At 71.0% G+C, this 18866-nt stretch carries 19 protein-coding genes; 6 read left to right on the top strand and 13 right to left on the bottom strand.

The annotated features are described in order from the left end of the window. The first annotated feature begins 180 nt into the window (after window positions 1-180). The 5 genes from AB0878_RS41905 (at window position 181) to AB0878_RS41885 (ending at window position 4871) form a co-directional block, all read left to right on the top strand. Window positions 181-774, top strand: coding sequence for a LuxR C-terminal-related transcriptional regulator (locus tag AB0878_RS41905; RefSeq protein WP_366587405.1), 594 nt, complete (start codon window positions 181-183; stop codon window positions 772-774). Between the two features lie 39 nt (window positions 775-813). After that, entirely contained in the window at window positions 814-2226 is a 1413-nt protein-coding gene (locus tag AB0878_RS41900; protein WP_366587403.1) for a M20/M25/M40 family metallo-hydrolase, read from the top strand. A gap of 129 nt (window positions 2227-2355) precedes the next feature. Beyond that, a complete protein-coding gene (locus AB0878_RS41895) occupies window positions 2356-3009 on the top strand; it encodes a response regulator transcription factor (protein WP_366587401.1) in 654 nt (217 codons plus the stop codon). Window positions 3010-3046: 37 nt separating this feature from the next. Then, window positions 3047-3643, top strand: coding sequence for a TetR/AcrR family transcriptional regulator (locus AB0878_RS41890; protein WP_366587399.1), 597 nt, complete (start codon window positions 3047-3049; stop codon window positions 3641-3643). Window positions 3644-3698: 55 nt separating this feature from the next. Beyond that, entirely contained in the window at window positions 3699-4871 is a 1173-nt protein-coding gene (locus tag AB0878_RS41885; protein ID WP_366587397.1) for a Glu/Leu/Phe/Val dehydrogenase dimerization domain-containing protein, read from the top strand. A 7-nt stretch (window positions 4872-4878) separates the two neighbouring features. On the opposite strand, the gene AB0878_RS41880 is transcribed toward AB0878_RS41885, so the two are convergent. Next, complete coding sequence (locus tag AB0878_RS41880) at window positions 4879-6102, bottom strand: PQQ-binding-like beta-propeller repeat protein (protein ID WP_366587395.1); 1224 nt, start codon at window positions 6100-6102, stop codon at window positions 4879-4881. Window positions 6103-6236: 134 nt separating this feature from the next. Here AB0878_RS41880 and AB0878_RS41875 point away from each other — a divergent pair, with 134 nt between their 5' ends. After that, entirely contained in the window at window positions 6237-6533 is a 297-nt protein-coding gene (locus tag AB0878_RS41875; RefSeq protein ID WP_366587393.1) for a hypothetical protein, read from the top strand. 88 nt (window positions 6534-6621) lie between these two features. On the opposite strand, the gene AB0878_RS41870 is transcribed toward AB0878_RS41875, so the two are convergent. From AB0878_RS41870 to AB0878_RS41815, 12 genes are all read right to left on the bottom strand, one after another. Beyond that, window positions 6622-7752: a beta-propeller fold lactonase family protein gene (locus AB0878_RS41870; RefSeq protein WP_366587390.1), complete on the bottom strand. Its 1131-nt coding sequence runs from the start codon at window positions 7750-7752 to the stop codon at window positions 6622-6624. A gap of 104 nt (window positions 7753-7856) precedes the next feature. After that, window positions 7857-9626 carry a glyoxylate carboligase gene (gene gcl / locus AB0878_RS41865; protein WP_366587388.1) on the bottom strand — a complete coding sequence of 590 codons (1770 nt, stop codon included), beginning with the start codon at window positions 9624-9626 and terminating at the stop codon, window positions 7857-7859. 26 nt (window positions 9627-9652) lie between these two features. Beyond that, window positions 9653-10726: a 2-hydroxy-3-oxopropionate reductase gene (locus tag AB0878_RS41860; RefSeq protein ID WP_366587385.1), complete on the bottom strand. Its 1074-nt coding sequence runs from the start codon at window positions 10724-10726 to the stop codon at window positions 9653-9655. Then, window positions 10615-11931, bottom strand: a complete 1317-nt coding sequence (locus AB0878_RS41855; protein ID WP_366587382.1) for a heterodisulfide reductase-related iron-sulfur binding cluster — start codon at window positions 11929-11931, stop codon at window positions 10615-10617. Before AB0878_RS41855 ends, AB0878_RS41860 begins: the two co-directional genes overlap by 112 nt. Next, window positions 11928-13076, bottom strand: coding sequence for an FAD-binding protein (locus AB0878_RS41850; protein ID WP_366587380.1), 1149 nt, complete (start codon window positions 13074-13076; stop codon window positions 11928-11930). The genes AB0878_RS41855 and AB0878_RS41850 overlap by 4 nt, the downstream gene beginning before the upstream one ends. 5 nt (window positions 13077-13081) lie before the next feature. After that, entirely contained in the window at window positions 13082-14530 is a 1449-nt protein-coding gene (locus tag AB0878_RS41845) for an FAD-linked oxidase C-terminal domain-containing protein (protein ID WP_366587378.1), read from the bottom strand. A 173-nt stretch (window positions 14531-14703) separates the two neighbouring features. After that, complete coding sequence (locus tag AB0878_RS41840; protein WP_366587375.1) at window positions 14704-15444, bottom strand: haloacid dehalogenase type II; 741 nt, start codon at window positions 15442-15444, stop codon at window positions 14704-14706. 30 nt (window positions 15445-15474) lie between these two features. Continuing rightward, window positions 15475-16161, bottom strand: a complete 687-nt coding sequence (locus AB0878_RS41835) for a winged helix-turn-helix domain-containing protein (protein WP_366587373.1) — start codon at window positions 16159-16161, stop codon at window positions 15475-15477. 55 nt (window positions 16162-16216) lie between these two features. Continuing rightward, entirely contained in the window at window positions 16217-16885 is a 669-nt protein-coding gene (locus tag AB0878_RS41830; RefSeq protein ID WP_366587370.1) for a GntR family transcriptional regulator, read from the bottom strand. 49 nt (window positions 16886-16934) lie between these two features. Beyond that, window positions 16935-17951: a helix-turn-helix domain-containing protein gene (locus AB0878_RS41825; protein WP_366587368.1), complete on the bottom strand. Its 1017-nt coding sequence runs from the start codon at window positions 17949-17951 to the stop codon at window positions 16935-16937. A gap of 72 nt (window positions 17952-18023) precedes the next feature. Continuing rightward, complete coding sequence (locus AB0878_RS41820; RefSeq protein WP_366587366.1) at window positions 18024-18335, bottom strand: ANTAR domain-containing protein; 312 nt, start codon at window positions 18333-18335, stop codon at window positions 18024-18026. A 59-nt stretch (window positions 18336-18394) separates the two neighbouring features. Continuing rightward, complete coding sequence (locus tag AB0878_RS41815; RefSeq protein WP_366587364.1) at window positions 18395-18859, bottom strand: ATP-binding protein; 465 nt, start codon at window positions 18857-18859, stop codon at window positions 18395-18397. Window positions 18860-18866: the final 7 nt, after the last annotated feature.

Raw genomic sequence — 18866 nt, 5'->3', positions numbered from 1 at the left:
GCCCGGGGCATGGTGAAGGAGCACCAGGAGCACGCCCGAGTCCCCGCACCGGCTCCGGATGACGAAAACAGGCAAGGAAAGAGCACCATGGAACACGTTGCGGTCCGGCCCCGGCACCCCGTCCCGGGATCCCACCCCGTCGCACTCCGGCCCCGGGTTGCCCAGCAGGTTTCGGTCCGGGTGGAAGCCACGGACACCCTCAGTGCCACCGGCCTGCGGCTGGTCCTCGAAAGCCACGCCGGCCTCGTGCGGGCGCGTCCGGGCTCGCGGCCCGACGTCCTCGTCTTCTCGACGCCGCACGTGAACACCGCCGCCGTGGCACAGCTGCGAGCCCTGCAGTCTTCGGGTGTCCCGGTCGTCCTGCTCACCGCCGGCGTCGAGGAAGCCGCGCTGCTCACACTCATCGAGCACGGGGTGGTGGCCATCGTGGACAGCAAGTCGGCCGACGGCGCCGAGCTCGCCGCCGCGGTGTCGGCCGCCGCGCACCAGCACAGCGTGATGCCGCAGGACCTGCTCGGCACGCTCATCGGCCTCGTGCGGCGGATGCAGCGCGAAACGCTCGGGCCTCTCGGTGTGAACAGCGCCGGCCTCACCGAGCGCGAGGTCGAGGTGCTGCGGCTCCTGGCCGACGGTGCGGAAACCGCCGAAATCGCCCGGAAGCTGACGTACTCGGAGAGCACGATCAAGCACGTCCTCCACAGCCTCACCACGCGCTACAAGCTCCGCAATCGGGTCCAGGCGGTCGCGTTCGCCCTGCGCGCGGGCGTGTTGTGATTCGATGATCGAGTAGTCACGAAGGAGCGGGGTGGGCTGGTGGAAATCGAACAGGTGCGACACCACGTCGAGACCGCGTGGTCGGAGCGGGTCCTGCCGAGCCTCGCGGAGTTCGTGGCGATCCCGGCCGTGTCCCCCGCGTACGACGCGCAGTGGCGCGAACGCGGGCACCTGCGCCGCGCCGTCGAGCACGTCCGCGGCTGGCTCGAGGCGAACGCGCCGGCGGGCAGCACCTTCGAGGTCGTGGAGCTCGACGACGTGCCGCCCTTGCTGTTCGCGGAAATACCTGCCACGCCGGGAGCGTCCGGCGAAGGCACGGCCCTGCTCTACGGGCACCTTGACAAGCAACCGCCGTTCGACGGCTGGTCCGAAGGACTCGGCCCGTGGCAGCCGGTGCTGCGGGGCGACCGGCTCTACGGCCGTGGCGCCGTCGATGACGGATACGCCGCTTACGCGGCTCTCACCGCCGTCACCGCGGTCCGGGCCGCCGGTGGCGAGCACTGCCGCGTGGTTCTCGTGCTGGAGGCCGGCGAAGAGTCCGGCAGCCCCGGCCTGCCGGACTACCTCGGCCACCTGGCGGACCGGCTCGGCCGGGTGAGCCTCGTGACCTGTTTGGACTCCGGCGGCGGTGACTTCGAACGGCTGTGGGTCACGCGGAGCCTGCGCGGGATCCTCCAGGCGACGCTCACCGTCGCCGTGCTCGAAGAAGCCGTGCACTCGGGGATCGCCAGCGGCGTCGTGCCCAGCTCGTTCCGCATTCTGCGGCTGCTGCTCGACCGGCTCGAAGATCCCGCCACCGGCCGGATCCTGCTGCCGGAGCTGAACGCGCCGATCCCGCCCGAACGCGTGGCGGACGCGCAGCGGCTGGCCGAACTGCGTCCATTGTCGACGCTGCACCCGCTTTCCCTGATCCCCGGCGGCCGACCGTCCGCCGACGACGAGGCCGAACGCATCCTCAACAACACCTGGCGCCCGACGCTGTCGGTCACGGGCGCGGCCGGCCTCCCGGACGTCGCCGAAGCCGGTGCGGTCCTGCGGGCCTCGACGTCGCTGCGGCTCAGCTTCCGCCTGCCGCCCACCGTCAGCGCGGCCGACGCGGCGGCCGCGCTGGAGCGGGCGACCACGACCGACGTCCCCTACGGCGCTTCGGCGACGATCACCGACGTGATGGCCCAGGACGGCTGGTGCGCACCCGAGCCGCCGGCTTGGTTGTCCGCCGCGCTCGAATCCGGCGTTTTCGAGGCTCCGCACCAGTTCCTGGGCCTGGGCGGCGGGATCCCGTTCATGCAGATGCTCGGCCGGGCCTACCCGGACGCGGCCTTTCTCGTCACGGGCGCGGTCGGCGCCGAGTCGAACATGCACGTGCCCGACGAATGGCTCAACATCCCGTTCGCCCGCCAGATCACCGAAACCGTCGCCCACGTGCTGGCCGCCCACGCGCTCCAGCGCTGAGCAGACCCATTCGCCGTTTCGTGGTCCGGCCACCGGATTTCTCATGTGACCGAACTCTTGCGGAACCGGTTCCCGGCGAACTCGCTCAGTATCTTCGGTGGGACAACGGCACCGGAGGAAGGATTCGTCGTGACGTCCTGCTCACCCGTCGCGGCCAAGCCGCACCGGTCGCTCACCGAGGTCGCGATCACGGTCTTCGGCCCCGACCCGCTGACGACGGAAAGCATCCGCAAGCTCCTGGGCGTCGAAACCCCGCGCACGGCGGGAGACGAGCCGCCGCCCGACGTCACCGTCGTCGTCGACGACCGCTTCTCCACGGCCACGATGCGCCGCGTCCAAGCCGCGGCCGTGCTCACCGCCCCCATCGTCCTGCTGACCGCCGACGTGCGCGAGCACTCGCTGCTGTCCCTCGTCAGCCACGGCGTCGTCGCCGTGCTCGACCGCACCACCGCCACGGGCGCCGACCTCGCCGAGGCGGTCCTGTCGAGCGCCAACGGGTCCGCCGTGATGTCGCCCCGCCTGCTCGGCACCCTCGTCGCCCAGATCCGCGGCCTGCAACGCAACGTCCTGGAGCCCCTGGGCTACACCGGCCCCGGACTGTCCGCCCGCGAGGTCGAGATCCTCCGCATGCTCGCCGAGGGGGTCGAAACCCGGGAGATCGCCAAAACCCTCGTGTACTCCGAGAGCACGGTGAAGAAGGACCTGGCCTCGATCATCGGCCGCTTCAACCTCCGCAACCGCACGCAGGCGGTGGCCTTCGCTCTCCGCGCGGGCGTCCTGTGAGCCACTACTGATCGGTGGTTCAGGATAAGCTCGCCTCGTGAGCCGCAGCCGGAAAGACACCACCGTGCGCCGGGACGAGATCCTGCGCGCCACCGTCCGCCGCCTCGAGCAGGCCGGGATCCACGCCGTGCGGATGGCCGACGTCGCGGCCGACCTGTCGGTGAGCACGTCGCTGGTGCTCTACCACTTCAAGAACAAGGAAGCGCTGATCGCGGATGCGTTCACCTGGGCCGCGCAACGCGATCTCGAGAAGCTCGAACAGCTCACTGCGGGCGTGACGACGGCGTCCGAACGGCTGCGCACCGCGCTCGACTGGTACGCGCCGACCGGGCGGGCGAAGGGCTGGCGCCTGTGGATCGAGGGGTGGTCGGCGGCGCTGCGCGAACCCGAGCTCCGGCAGGTCGGCCGCGAGCTGGACCTGCGCTGGAAGGAAGCGCTGGTCACGATCATCCAGGACGGCGTCCACGCCGGCGAGTTCACCGCGCCCGACCCGCGCGGCGCGGCCTGGCGGATCACCGCGTTCCTCGACGGGCTCGCCGTGCAGACCCTGGTGCACGGCGGGGTGCAGAACAGCGAGCGGATGCAGGAGTGGGCGCGCCGGCACGTCGCGCACGAGCTGGGCCTCGGCCGTTGACAACCATTCACTCACTACTGCATGGTGATTCAGTAGTGAAACGAACGGGGCACACATGACAGCGCGGGAGCCGCACCTCTCGATCACCTGGACCGACACCGAGACGGGCCGCCGCGGGTTCGTGGTCATCGACCGACTGGTGCGTGGCGTCGCGAGCGGCGGGCTGCGCATGCGCGAAGGCTGCACGCTCGACGAAGTCCGCGGCCTGGCGGCGGGCATGACCCGCAAGGAAGCGTTGCACTACGAACCCGGCGCCCGCTACATCCCGCTCGGCGGCGCCAAGGGCGGCATCGACTGCAGCCCGCGCGATCCCGAGGCCCGCGGCGTCCTCGCGCGGTTCCTGGCCGCGGTGCGCGCGATCGTCGAACGGCACTGGACCACCGGGGAGGACCTGGGCGTCCGGCAGGAGACGATCGACGAAGTCGTGGCGGAGCTCGGGATGGACAGTTCCGTGCAGGCCGTCTACCCCTTGCTGGACAACGCCGACGAGGCGCGCGCCCGGCTGGCGAAGGCGTTTTCGATCGACGTCAACGGCGTCGCGCTGCCTGAGCTCGTCGGCGGGCTCGGCGTCGCGCAGGCCGCGCTGACCGCGATGGACCACCTCGGTCTGCCGGCCGCGCCGCGCCGGGCCGTCGTGCAGGGCTTCGGTTCGATGGGCGGCGCGACCGCGCGTTACCTCGCCCGGGCCGGCGTCCTCGTCGTGGGGATCGCCGACGCCGACGGCGTGGTGGCGAATCCCGCCGGTCTCGACGTCGAACGTCTCCTGCTCACGCGCGATCCGTGGGGCAGCCTCGACCGCACGCAGCTGCGCCCGGCCGACCGCGAGCTCGCGCGAGGCGCCTGGCTCGACGTCGCATGTGACGTCCTCGTCCCGGCCGCGGTGTCCTACTGCCTCGACGAGACGAACCAGCACCGCGTCACCGCGCGGGTCGTCGTCGAAGCCGCCAACATGCCGACCACCGCCGAGGCCGAGGCCGCGCTCGCCGCCCGCGGCGTCACCGTGATCCCCGACTTCGTGGCCAACTCGGCCACCAACGCCTGGTGGTGGTGGACCCTGTTCGGCGACCTCGACGCCGACGCGCAGGAGGCCGAGACCAAGGTCCGCGAGTCGATGGACCGCATCGTCACCGACCTGCTCGCCCAGGCCCACGCGGTCTCCCCCCGGGCGGGCGCGCAACAGGTCGTGGACCGCAAGCTGGCCGAGATCGAGCGGCGGTACCCGGCCTGAGCCACGGTCAGCCGACGGCGGTGACCAGTCCGTTGCGGCTGCCGATCACGAGCGCGCCGTCGCCGGTGAGGGCCGGGTAGCTGTCCACCTTGCCGCCGAGGTCGACGTCGAAGAGGCGGGTGCCGTCGGGGTTGAAGCCGTAGGCGTGGCCGTTTTCGCCGCCGAAGTAGAGGTGGTAGGAGCGGTCGACGACGGTGGAACTCCAGATCTGGGCGCCGATGGGGCCGTAGCGGGCGGCCTCGTGTCCGGTGTGGACGTCGAAGACGTGGACCTGTCCACTGTGGTCGGCCACGTAGGCCAGACCGGTGGCGGTGACCACGGGTGAGGAGTACGTGATCACGCGCGGTGCCTGCCAGGCCGGTTTCCCGTCCGGGTGATAGGCCCATTCGGCGCGGCCGTTGGTGCCCAGCAGCACGGTGCCGTCCGGACCGAGGCCCGCGGAGACCTCGGTGATGTCGTCGTGCGGGTCGGCGCGCCAGGCGATGCGGGCAGAGGTGCCCTGGTCGTCGAGGGCGATCAGCGACGAGTCGGCGGTGGTGTAGACGCGGCCGCGGCCGTCGGTGACCACCGAGCCGTAGGAGGTCGTTCCGGTGTCGACGGTCCAGAGGACATGACCGGCCACGGTGTCCACTGCGGACACCGTGCCGTCGCCGGTTCCGACGTAGACCCGGGTGCCGTCGAAGGAAGCCGGAGAGGTCACCCGGGACGAGAACGCTCGCGTCCACAGTGGTCGGCCGGTCGGGGACAACGCGATCAGATCTTCGCCGCTGGGCAGGAGGATCGTGCCGTCGCGCAGCACCAGGGGTGAGATCGACAGGTCGCCGCCCACGGGGGTCTTCGTGTCGTAGGTCCATTTGTCGTGGCCGTCAGCCGGGTCGAGGGCGTGGAGTACGCCGCCGTTCGACGCGATGAACACGGTGCCGTCCGCACCGACCACCGGGCCGGGGGTCGTGGCGCCTTCGAGGCGACGTTGCCAGCGGATGGTGCCGCGCTTCGGTCCCGACACAGCCGAGGCGCCCGAGTGCCGCGCGTCGTGCAACGCGGAAGGCCACGGCGTCCACGTCGCGACGCCGGCCGACGCCTGCGGAAACACGAGGGGAGGCGCAGCCGGAGCGGCCGGTGCAGCCCCGCAGGCAGCGAGCAGGAACGCACCGGCAGCAAGGGCACCACGTCGGAACATCACGTCCCCGAAGCTACAAGCGCCGAGACCACCCCAGGGCACCTCGGCCATTACGAAACCCTGACCGGCGCCGTCCTCGTCCTTCGCCGCCACTGGGCAGACCGGGCGTTAGCCGACGGTAAGGGATCTTCGCCGTGACGCGAGGCACACTACGAACAGTGGTCATCCAGCCGAGGAGCGTTGCCATGCAGAGGTCACCGGAATCCGCCCACACGCCGCACCTGGGCCGTAAAGCGTGGGTCATCCCGGCCGCGGCGGCGGGGTTCGCCCTGTTCGTCGCGGCCGGCGCGCGGGTCGCCGCCGTCTTCGCCGAGTCCATGATGAGCGGTGTCGCCCTCATCGGCTCGTGGCTGATCCTCGCGCTGGGTCTGGCCTACGCGGGTACGCGGCTGCGCCCCGGGCTCGGCGCGGCGCTGTTCGTCGGGTTCGCTGTGGGGGTCCTCGCCGTCGCGTTCTTCGGCGGGATGCACATGCTCACCTGAGATCTTCACCGCCGTGAGGACGACCCCGCCCCGCAGACCACTGTGGACAGCCTTCCGCAGCGGCATCGGTTTCTCCGCAGTATCTCGGTCAGCTCGCCGGCAGGGTGATGCTCGTCAGATCGGGCTGACGGCCGCCCGTGAGCACCGGCGGGCGCGGGGTGCCCACCGAACCGTCGGCGGCCAGCGGGTAGGTCGTGACGCTGCCGTCGCCGTTGGTGTTGAAGTTCGCGTTGTACAGGCTGCGGCCGTTGTGGGACAGGGCAATGCCCTCGGCGCCGTTCCCGCCCGTCGCCACCGCCGGGCCGGCCTGTCGGAGACCGGCGGCCGTCACCGTGAACGTCGTGATGTGGCCAGGTCCGGTGCCGTTCGCGAAATTGGCGACGTATGCGCGGTCACCCTTGGCGGTCAGGACGAGGCCGCGGGGCTCGTCGGCGGGGTTGGGTACGGTGCTGACCAGCGCAGGCCGGGCACCCGCGCCCAGGGTGAGGTAGCTGATGCTGTCGGCCAGCGAGTTCGTGACGAGGACGTGCGCGCTGTCCGGGGTGATGGCTACGAAGAAAGCGCCCTTGCCCGTGGCGACGGTCGTCACCCAGGCGAGGCTGCCGTCAATGGCGACGGTGAACGTCGAGATGTCACCCGAAGCGCTGTTGGCGGTGACGAGGGTGCGGCCGTCGGGTGCAACCGCCAGTGCCGTCGTGCCGCGACCGTGGGCGGGGATCGTTGCCACGCCGTGAGGCAGGCCGTCGGCCGAAATTCGGTAGTGCGAAACGGTTCCGCCTCCGCCGTTGCTGAAGTTGGCGGTGTAGAGATTCTTGCCGTCCGGGCTCAGCGCGATTCCCGACGGGGTCACGGGTTCGGGCGCCGGACCGTGCGCGGCGGGGAATGCGGTCAGGCGCCCGTCGGCTCCGATCCGGAATGGAGTGACGTCCCGCGTGCCCCAGTTGCCGACGTAGAGCCATTTTCCGTCGCGCGAACGGATCGATGCCTGCGGGTGCGTGTCCCCTTTCCCCACCGGCAACGAAATCGCCGGCGACTTCAGGGAACCGTCCTCGTTGAGCCCGAACTCGGCGATGGTGTCGGAGGCCCAGTTGGTGACGTACACCGCGCGGGGACCCGGGGCCGCGGGCGCGGCGGGCGCGGCGGGCTCGTCCGACGAACAAGCTGCGAGCCCGACCGCGACCACGGCCGCCAGAGCGCCGGCCACCGCGCGTTTCACCATGGATGTTTCCTTCGTCTTGGCCGGGCTGGTCGAACCCAGGCTAATCGTCGACGAAGGCCGGACAGTAGTTTCCGATTCCTTACGGAACCTCCACTTCGGACGCGTCAGTGCGTGAGCGCGGTCGGCGCGTCCTCCGGGCTTTCGGCCAGCGGCTCGAACTCGTTGACACCCGCGAGGTCCGCGCCCATCGAGATGTTCGTGACGCGCTCCAGGATCACCTCGACGATCACCGGCACGCGGTACTCGGCCGCCAGCTGCCGCCCCTTCTCGAGCCCCGCCCGCAGATCCTCGGGCCGGCGCACGCGGATGGCCTTGCAGCCCAGTCCCTCGGCGACCTTCACGTGGTCCACGCCGTAGCCGGCTGTCTCGGGCGAATTGACGTTCTCGAACCCCAGCTGCACGCAGTAGTCCATGTCGAACGCGCGCTGCGCCTGCCGGATCAGGCCGAGGTAGGAGTTGTTGACCAGCACGTGGACGTACGGGCGGTTGAACTGCGCACCGGCCGCCAGCTCCTCGATCATGAACTGGAAGTCGTAGTCCCCGCTGATCGCCACGACCTCGGCGTCCGGGTCCGCGGTGGCCACGCCGAGCGCCGCCGGGACCGTCCACCCGAGCGGCCCGGCCTGTCCACAGTTGATCCAGTGCCGCGGCCGGTACACGTGCAGGAACTGCGCCGCGGCGATCTGCGAAAGCCCGATGGCCGAGACGTACCGGGTGTCCGTTCCGAACACCTGGTTCATCTCTTCGTAGACGCGCTGCGGTTTGATCGGCACCTCGTCGAAGTGCGTCTTGCGTTCCATCGTGGACTTGCGGCGCGCGCAATCCGCCGCCCAGGCCGCACGATCCGGCAGAGTCCCGGCTTCGCGTCGTTCCCGGGCCGCCGCGACGAACTGCTCCAACGCGGCCTTCGCGTCGGACACGATCCCGTAGTGCGGTGCGAACACGCGGCCGATCTGCGTCGGCTCGATGTCGACGTGGATGAACGTCCGCTCGCCGCGGTAGACGTCGAGGTCACCGGTGTGCCGGTTGGCCCAGCGGTTGCCGATGCCCAGCACGCAGTCGGCTTCGAGCATGGTGGCGTTGGCGCCGCGGTGGCTCGTCTGGATCCCCGCCATGCCGGCCATCAGCGGGTGGTCATCGGGGATGGTGCCCCAGCCCATGAGCGTGGGGATCACGGGGATGCCGGTCAGCTCGGCGAACTCGACCAGCAGGTCGGCCGCGTCGGCGTTGATGATCCCGCCGCCGGCCACGATCACCGGCCGCTGCGCCGCGCCCAGCAGGTCCAACGCGCGATCGACCTGGGCGCGCGTCGCCGCCGGTTTCGCGACGGGCAGGGGTTCGTAGGAGTCGATGTCGAAGTCGATCTCGGCCAGCTGCACGTCGATCGGCAGGTCGATCAGCACCGGGCCGGGCCGGCCGGTGCGCATGAGCCAGAACGCCTTCTGGAACGTGCCGGGCACCTGCGCGGGCTCCATCACGGTCACGGCCCACTTGGTGACCGGCGCCGCGATCGCCGCGATGTCGACGGCTTGGAAGTCTTCCTTGTGCAGCTTGGCCACCGGCGCCTGGCCGGTGATGCACAGGATCGGGATCGAGTCCGCGCTGGCCGAGTACAGGCCGGTGATCATGTCGGTGCCCGCCGGGCCCGACGTGCCGATGCACACGCCGATGTTCCCCGGCCGCGTCCGCGTGTAACCCTCGGCCATGTGCGAGGCGCCTTCGACGTGGCGCGCCAGCGTGTGCGCGACGTTCCCGTCCCGGCGCAACGCGGCGTAGAACGGGTTGATGGCGGCGCCGGGCAACCCGAAGGCATTCGTGATGCCTTCGCGGCGCAGCACTGCGACGGCGGCGTCGGCTGCGGTCATTCTGGGCATGAGTCCACTCCTGACAAGTGACTGTCCTACTGGGTCCGGCCGGCGAGCTCTTCGGTGAGCTTGAACAGACCGGAATGGTCGAGCCCGCCGTCGCCGCGAGCGACGAGGGAGGCGATCAACTGCGCGACCGCACTGCCGAGGGGGATCGCCACCCCGGCTTCCCGTGCGGCCGCGGTGACGATGCCCATGTCCTTGTGGTGCAAGGAAAGGCGGAAACCGGGTGTGAAATCGCGCTTGAGCATGTTCTCCGACTTGCGGTCGAGGACGGTGCTGCCGGCCAGCCCGCCGCCGAGCACCTCCACGGCGACCACCGGGTCCACATCGGACGATTCGGCGAGCACGAGCGCTTCGGCGAGCAGCTGCAGGTGACCGGCGACCATGAGCTGGTTGGCGGCTTTGACGGTCTGGCCCGCACCGTGCGGACCGACGTGCACGATGGTGCGCCCGACGGCCTCCAGTACCGGCTTGGCCGCGGCGAAGTCCTCGGCGGCGCCACCGACCATGATGGACAGCACGCCCTCCACGGCACCGGCCTCGCCACCGGACACCGGCGCGTCGAGCACACGCACGCCGGCCGTCGCACCGGCCTCGGCGACCGCGCGGGCCGTGGCCGGCTCGATGGTGCTCATGTCGATGAGCAGCAGACCGGGGTGCGCGTTCTCGAAGATGCCGCCTTCACCCGTCGCGACCGCCGCGACGTCCGGCGAGTCCGGCAGCATCGTGATCACGACGTCCGAACCCTTGACCGCTTCCGCGATGCTCGACACGCCCCGGCCGCCCGCCGCGACCAGCGCGTCGACCCGCTTCGCGCCGCGGTTGTAGCCGACGACGTCATACCCGGCCTTGACCAGGTTCTCGGCCATCGGCAGGCCCATGATGCCCAGGCCGATGAAACCCACCGTGCTCATGTGAAATCTCCTGTGAAATCGGCGCGCTGAACCGGCGCCGGAAAGATCGGCGCTCGGTAATCGGTGCGGTGAAAGGACCCTCAGGAACGCGTATCGAGTGGATCGACGTCCCGGATGGACGCGTCGAGCAGCTGGATCGGGTGCACGACCGGGATGCCCTGGTCGAGGAACCGGCGGATCTGCAGCAGGCACCCGGCGTTCGCGGTGGCCACCACGTCGGGTTCGACGTCCGCGAGGTGCTTCGCCTTGCGGCGGCCGAGTTCTTCGGCCGTTTCGGGCTCCACCAGGTTGTAGATCCCCGCCGAGCCGCAGCACAGCTCCGCCTCGGCGATGTCGTGCACGGACAGCTCCGGGATGGTGCGCAGCAGTTCGCGCGGTTGCCGGCGGATGCCCTGGGCGTTGGCCAGGTGGCAGGCGTCGTGGTAGGCGACCTTGGTCTTCATCGGGTGCCGGGTGGCACGCGCGGGGAGGTCCGCGAGCAGCTCGTTGATGTCCCGCACTCGCGAGGCGAAGGTCCGCGCTCGCTCGGCGTATTCGGGCACGTCCGCGAGCAGGTCGCCGTATTCCTTGAGCACGGACCCGCAACCGGCCACATTGGCGACGACGACGTCGAGGTCGTAGCGCTCGAACATCTCGATGGTCCCCTTGGCCCGGGCGAGGCCTTCCTCCTCCCGTCCCGCGTGGACGGACAGGGCGCCGCAGCACTGGCTGTCCTGCGGGACGTAGACGTCGCAGCCCTCGGCGGCGAGCACCCGGATGGTGGCGGCGTTGACGTCACCGAAGAAGACGCGGTTCGCGCAGCCGGCGAGCAACCCCACGCGCGGCCGCGCTTCGCCGACCGGCCCGAGGGTCCGTTCCGGCGTCTTCGCCCGCAGCGCCCGCAGTGTCACCGGCGGCAGCAGCGCTTCCAACGCCCGGAGCCGTGGTGGCAGCAGCTTCAGCGTGCCCGACCGGTGAACGAGCGCCCGCAGGCCGAGGCGGGTGTAGAGCAGCCCGCCGAACGCCGCGAGCCGCAGCCGGCGCGGGTACGGGAACAGCGAGAAGACGAACGCGCGGAACACCTTGTCGAGGAAGCCGCGCGGCACGTGGCGTTCGACCTGAGGCCGGACCGACTCGATGAGCTTGTCGTACTGCACCCCCGAGGGGCACGCGGTGGTGCACGCGAGGCAGCCGAGGCACGTGTCCATGTGGTGGCCGAACGTCTCGTCCAAGCCGATCTCGCCCTGGGCGGCGAGGTCCATCAGGTAGATGCGCCCGCGCGGGGACTCCATCTCCTGGCCGGTGACCGCGTAGGTCGGGCAGGTCGGGAGGCAGAATCCACAGTGGACGCAGTCGTCGAGCAGCTCGCGCTTCGGCGGGTGGTGCTCGTCGAAGGAGCTGCCGAGTGTCGAGGTCATGACGCGCGCTCCTCGTCTTCGAGCCAGGGTGAGAACCGGCCGGCTCCGAACCGGCCGGCCGGGTCGAACTGCCGCTTGATCGCCCGCATCACCCGCACGGGCGCCGGTGGCGGACCCCATCCGTGGCCGGCGGAGAGGCCGTCGCGGCGCAGCACGGTCACGGCCGCGCCGAACTCCTGGTGCAGCTGGGTGAGGAGTTCGTCGTGGTCACCGGCGGTGAACTGGACGGTGTGGACGCCGATCGCCATCGAACTGGCCACCGCGGCTCCCGCGGCCACCATCCGCGTCACCAGAACCGGGCCCGCAGCGGGCAGTGTCCCGATTCGCACAACTGTCGTCCCTTGAACACCATCCGCGATCGCGGCAACACCCGCCCAGGCCGCGTCCGCTTCCTCGTCCGTGAGCACCCGGGCCGTCGTGCCCGCGAATCGGCACAGCTCACCTTCACGCTGCTCGACGCCCTCCGACGTCCCTTCGAGCCTCACCAGCAGCCGCCCGCCGGACCATTCGAGGGCCGAAGCCTCCAACCCCGTCATGACGATCCGGCCGGCCAGGTCGAACGCCTCGCCCGCGTCGGCCTCCACCGCCACCGTGCACATCGCCGGCGGAAGCGGGTGCGACCGCAGCACGACTTCGGCGACGACCCCGAGCGTCCCGAGGGATCCGTGGAACAGCTTCGCCAGGTCGTAGCCGGCGACGTTCTTGATCACGTGCCCACCGGACCGCGCGACCGTGCCGTCGCCGAGCACGACGGTCGTCCCGATGACCAGGTCACGCAGGCTGCCGAACGCCGTGCGCAACGGCCCGGCATCCGCGGTGGCCAGCAGCCCGCCGATCGTCGCGCCCCGCCGGGCGCGAGCCGGGTCGAGCACCACGCGCTGACCCGCCTCCGCGAGCGTCCGCTGAACGGTCGTGAGCGGCGTGCCCGCCCGGACCGCGATCGTCAGGTCCGAAGGGGCGTACTTCAGGACCCCGGACAACGACGTCGTGTCGATGATCGCGTCGGCCGGCTCGGCGGGCGCACCCCAGTCCGGGGCGGTCCCCGCACCGGCCACGAGCAGCCGAGGGTGGCTCGCCCGGGTGTCCGCGACCGCGGCGTGCACTTCCTCCACAGTGGACGGAGTGAACGTGGTTTCCGTCGTCACGCCCCTCACATCCGCTCGATCAGGCCGGCGGCTTCGAGGGGATGCGGCTTGTAGACACCCGGCCGTTCCCCGCACAGCCGCGGCGTCGGCAGCAGCTTGCCCGGGTTGCAGATCCCCGCGGGGTCGTACGCGTGGCGCAGCCGCGCCATCGTGGCCAGGTCGTCCGGGCTGAACTGGCGCGGCATCGAACACGCCTTGTCCGTGCCGATCCCGTGCTCCCCGGACAACGAACCGCCCAGGTCCACGCACAGCTCGGCGATGGCCCGCGAAAGCGCCTCCGCCCGCTCGTGCTCACCGGCGGCCTCGCTGTAGAGCACCAGCGGGTGCAGGTTCCCGTCCCCCGCGTGGAACACGTTCGCCACGCGCAGCCCGGCCTCGGCGGCCAGTTCGGAAATCCGGGTCAACGCCGTCGCCAGCTGCGTGCGCGGGACGACCCCGTCCTGCACGAAGTAGTTCGGGCTGATCCGCCCGACCGCGGCGAACGCGGCCTTGCGGCCCTTCCACACCAGCGCCCGTTCCTCGGCGTTCGCCGGAATGCGCAGCTTCGTCGTCCCGAACTCCTCGCACAGCTGCTTCACCTGCGCGAACTGCGCGTCGACTTCGGCCTGCGGCCCGTCGAGCTCCACCACGAGCGCCGCGGCGGCGTCACGCGAGTAGCCGGCGTCGACCGCGGCTTCGACGGCCTCGATGGCCAGCGCGTCCATCATCTCCACCGCCGCGGGCACGATGCCGGCCTCGATCACGGCGCTCACCGTGTCGCCCGCCTGCTCGACGGATGGGAAGTCGGCCACGAGCGTCTTGACCGCGGCCGGCTTGGCCAGCAGTTTCACGGTGATGCGCGTGGCGATGCCGAGCGTGCCCTCGGAGCCGACGAACGCGCCGAGCAGGTCGTACCCACCCTGCTGCGGGCAGTCGCCGCCGAGGACCGTGGTCGTGCCGTCGGGCAGCACGACCTCGGCCGAGTGGATGTGGTGGACGGTGAAGCCGTACTTGAGGCAGTGGGCGCCACCGGAGTTCTCCGCGATGTTGCCGCCGATCGTGCACACCTGCTGCGACGACGGGTCCGGCGCAAAGTACAGCCCGTACGGCGCCGCCGCCCGGCTGATGTCCACATTGGTCACTCCGGGCTCGACGACCGCTCGCCGGTTCACCACGTCGATCTCGACCACGGACCGCAGGCGCTGCAACGAGATCACGACCCCGTCGGCGACCGGCAGCGCACCGCCGGACAGCCCGCTGCCGGCGCCGCGGGCGACGAACGGCACGTCGTGCTTCGCGCAGACCCGCACGGCCGCGGCGACCGCCTCCGCCGTTCGGGGCAAGAGCACCAGCGACGGGACGACGCGGAAGCCGGTCAGGCCGTCACATTCATAGGACCGCAGGGCGACCGGGTCGGACACCACCGCGTCGGCACCCACGGCTTCGACGAACTCGGCGTGCAAACGCTGCGGCACCGTCGTCACCTCCACCAGGTCGTCCAGCGTTCCCCCGGTTCACGGAGGAGGTCTGGAACATGACTGAGATACAAGTCGTAGCCCGTCCAACGCTAACTCCCAGCCTACCGAGTCACAAGGGCTGAAGGCCATAAATTTCCACCAAGTGTAATTGATCTTCCGCATGGTGAAATTCAGTGGCCGGCCTCCCTCACCCCCGCGCGCAGCCGGCCGGCGAGGTCGGTGAAGCTCACGGCGCTGAGGTCGCAGTCCGTGGTCGCGGCGGCGTCGGCGGGCCGGTCCGGGCCCTTCTCCCCCGGTCGTTCGACGAAGGCCGTGCGGAACCCGGCGTCGCGCGCGCCGTGGATGTCCCACGTGTGGGCGGCGACCATGAGGACGTCGCGGGGTTCGACGTCGAGCAGCTTCGCCGCGTTGGTGTACGCGCGACGGTCGGGCTTGTACGCGCCGACGTTCTCGGCCGACAGGATCGCGTCGAACCCGAGGCCGGCGCCCTTGACCACGTGGGTGAGCTGGGCGAACCCGCCGTTGGACAGCGCGACCACCACGAAATCGCGCCGCAGCTCGGCCAGCCCCTCGGCGGCGTCGGGCCACGGCGGCAGCGCGTACCAGGCCCGCACCATGCGCTCACGCGTCTCGGCGCCGAACCTCCCGGCGACGCCGAGCACCTCCAGGCACTCGTCGAGCGCCTCGCGGTGCACGGCGTCGAGGTTCGCCCAGCCGCGTTCGCCGCGGTTGATCTGCCCGACCGCGGGCAGGTAGCGCTCGCGCCACGCGTCCACGAGCGCGGGGCAGTCGAGCTCGACCTCTTGGTTTCGGGCGATCGCGGCGACGCCGTCGATCACGCCGCTGCGCCAGTCCACAGTGGTCCCGAAGACGTCGACGGCGATCACCGTCACCTCGCTGACATCGGACATCTCGCTCCGTTCTCCGTTGAACAGCACCACTTACGCGGTGTCCACACCCAGCCATTCGCGCAGCTCGCGCCGCCCGGCCTCGGTGAGGTCGACGGCGCGGCTCGCCTCCAGGAGGTCGATCCAGCCCAGTTCGAGCAGCCGGCTCTTCACCGCGGCGCCGAGGCTGCCCGCGAGGTGGTGCCGGCGTTCGCTCCAGTCCATGCACGGGCGGGCCAACGGCCGCGCGCGCCCGCGCAACCCGTCGACGTCGATCCCGTGCGCCGCCAGCTCATCGCGCCCTCGGTCCGAAACGCCGTAGGAATCGTGGTCCTGGACCAGAAATCCCTTGGCCAGGAACGCGTCGGTGATGGCGACGCCGACGCTGCCCGCGAGGTGGTCGTAACAAACCCGGGCCTCGCGCAGCTTGCGCCCCCGCGTCGCCTGCCGCAACGACTTCGCCGGCCCGGGCGGCGCGAGGAGCAGCAGGCCCTCGATCGCGTCGGCGACGGGGCTCGCGAGCCGGTACAGCCGCTGGCGGCCGGACACTTCGACGACGACCAGACCGCCGTCCTTCAGCTTGCGCAGGTGCGTGCTCGCCAGGGACGCTGAGATGCCGACCTCCGCCATCAACGCCGAGACCGGCTGCGGCCGTCCGTCGAGCAGCAGCAACAGCATCGCGGCGCGGTTCCGGTCGGAGAGAAGGAATCCGATCCGGGCGAGATCCGCGTCACCTGCCATGCAGCCACGATAACTCCGGAACGGTTGAGCGCCGGTTGAACAATGGCCGGGCCGGCTACAGCCCCGCGTCCTCGGTCACGCCCAGCGCGCGGCGGGTGCTGGACAGGTGCGCCCGGACGGCCTCGCACGCCTGTTCGGCGTCGCCCACGTGCACGGCCTCCGCGATTTCCTGGTGTTCCTCGAGGATCACGTCGAGGCGATTGCGCGTGCCGCTGCGTCCGTTCACAGTGGACTCACCGACCATCCGCATCTGCCGATCGCGCAGCGAGCCGTACACCGAGCCGAGGATCGGGTTCGCGGCCGCGTCGACCAGCACGGTGTGGAACGCGCGGTCGGCCTCGAGGAACTCGCCGAGCCCGGCCGCCGTCTGCTGTTTGGCCCGCTGCTCCTCCATGGCCGCGAAGACGGCTTCACGCACGTCCGGCCCCGCGGCCGCGACTTTGCCGGCCGCGAACTGCTCCAGCACGAGCCGCGCCTCCAGCACCGCGCGGACCTCGTCGGGCGAAACGGGGACGACCAGCGCACCACGCTGTGGGTAGAGGCGCAGCAGCCCTTCACCCTCCAGCCGCAGGAACGCCTCGCGCACCGGCGTCCGGGACATGCCCAGCGCCTCGGCGACCTCGCCCTCGCTGATCAGCTCGCCCCCCGGGAAGCCGCCGGAGAGCACCTGCTCCTTGACGTACGCGAGCGCACGGTCCTTCGCACCGAAGCGCTCGCTCGCCATAGATCCCCCGTGAGGTCGGAAGAAATCCCAGACGTATCTTAGCCGCCGGTCAGGCCGGGACGAGCGCGGCGCGGAAGGTGCTCCGGTAGCTGCCCGCGGTGGTGCCGACCTGGCGTTCGAAGTGGCGGCGCAGGGTTTCCGCGGAGCCGAACCCCACCATCGCGGCGATCTCGGAGATGCGGTGGTCGGTGGTTTCGAGCAGCACCTTCGCGCTCGCGACGCGTTCGCGGCTGACCCAGTCGAACACCGTCATCCCGGTGGCGCGGCGGAACTTCCGCACGAGGCTGCGCTCGCTCAGGTGCAGGTGGGCGGCGAGCCCGCCGAGGGTGAGCGGCTCGTGGAGGTGCTCCCGCAGCCACGCCAGGAACGAACCGAGCGCCGGCTCGCCCGCGATCCGGATCGAGTCCTTCACGAACTGCGCCTGCGCGCCGGGCCGCCGCGGCGCCGTCACGAGCAGCCGGCCGACGTCGCCGGCGTAGGCGTGGCCGAGGTCTTCGGCCAGCAGGTGCAGCGACAGGTCGGTGGCCGAGAAGATCCCGCCCGAGGTGTGCACGGGGCCGTCGTCGAGGTAGAGGCAGCCGGGTTCGAGGCGGACCTCGGGGAACTCGCGGCGGAACTCCTCGGTGAACAGCCAGTGGGTGGTGGCGCGGCGTCCGTCCAGCAGCCCGGCGCGGGCCAGCAGGAACGCGCCGCCGCAGAACGAGACCATCCGCGCGCCGTTCCCGGCGGCCGCGACCAGGGCGGCCAGCAGCGGCCGCGAGCGTTCCGCCAGCGGATCCTCGACGCCGGGGACGAGCACGGTGTCGGCCGTCAGCAGTGTCTCCAGTGGCGCGAGCTCGCCGAAGTCGACGCCCGAGCGCAGCACCTGCCGCGGCTGCTCGCCGCACAGCACCACTTCGTAGGCGCTCTCGGCGTCCCCGGTCAGCTCGGCGATCGCGGACATCCGCGGGCCGAACACCTGCTGCACCACCGTGATCTCCAGTGCCACGGAATCGGGCACCAGCAGCACCGCGATCACGTGCTTGGCGCGGCCACGCGAAGTGACGGGCGTCTTGGCGGGGTGCACGCGTTCACGGTAGCGAGGGTGACTTGAATCTTCAAGTCATTGCGGTTGCGGCTCGGTTGTTCCGTTCGAGGCTCAGCTCTCTGCGCCGAAGGCGCTGCCGAGGACGCCCGCCCGGAGTTCGGCGAGCACGACGTCGGCCGTCTCGGCCGGCAAGTCGGGCTTCGCGCCCGTGCCGCTCGCGACGACGACCGTGGCGACGTCGTGCAGTTTCACGTTCGTGTGCTGTGAGATCTCGCGCAGGGCTTCGAAGGCCTCGTCCTCGGTCCAGCTCCGAACCAGCATCAGCATGCCCTTGGCCTGCTCGATCACCGGGCGCGTCGCGAGCGCAGCCTCCAGCTGCTCGACCTTGGCCGCCTGCCCCACCGGCTCCAGCTCAGAACTCACGCGAAAATTCCACCACAGGATGGTGGGACCCCACCACTTCCGGCCGCGGCCGGTCACCCTCACGAACCGGTGCCGTTACCCGGCCCCAGTGCGAGCTCCGCCCACACGGTCTTCCCCGTCGCCGTGACCTGCTGGCCCCACGCCACGCACAGGGCGGCGATGAGGTGCAGGCCGCGGCCACCCTCGGTGTCCGGCGGCCGCGGCGCCGCGCGGGCCGGGGTGCTGTCGTCGACCTCGACGCGGACCAACCCGGGCATCCGCAGCAGGCGCACGCACCGCGGGGGCCCGCCGTGGGAGAGCGCGTTGGTGGCCAGCTCGTCGACGACCTGGACGATGTCGATCAGCACGTCGGCATCGACGTCGAGCAGGTGCTCGCGCGTCCAGCACCGCACCTGGTGCAGCTCGCCGCCCGCGCCGGTCAGCGGCAGCGCCGTCATCGCGGCGGCCGGCTCGAGCGCAGGGGAGAGTCCACCAGCGGTCAGCGCTCCTTTTTCCGAACTTCGGGCATGATCCAGCGTCCTCATACCCCGA

It is taken from the genome of Amycolatopsis sp. NPDC047767 (assembly GCF_040704195.1).
Lineage (GTDB): Bacteria > Actinomycetota > Actinomycetes > Mycobacteriales > Pseudonocardiaceae > Amycolatopsis.
This window is presented reverse-complemented; position numbering and strand designations above follow the sequence as displayed.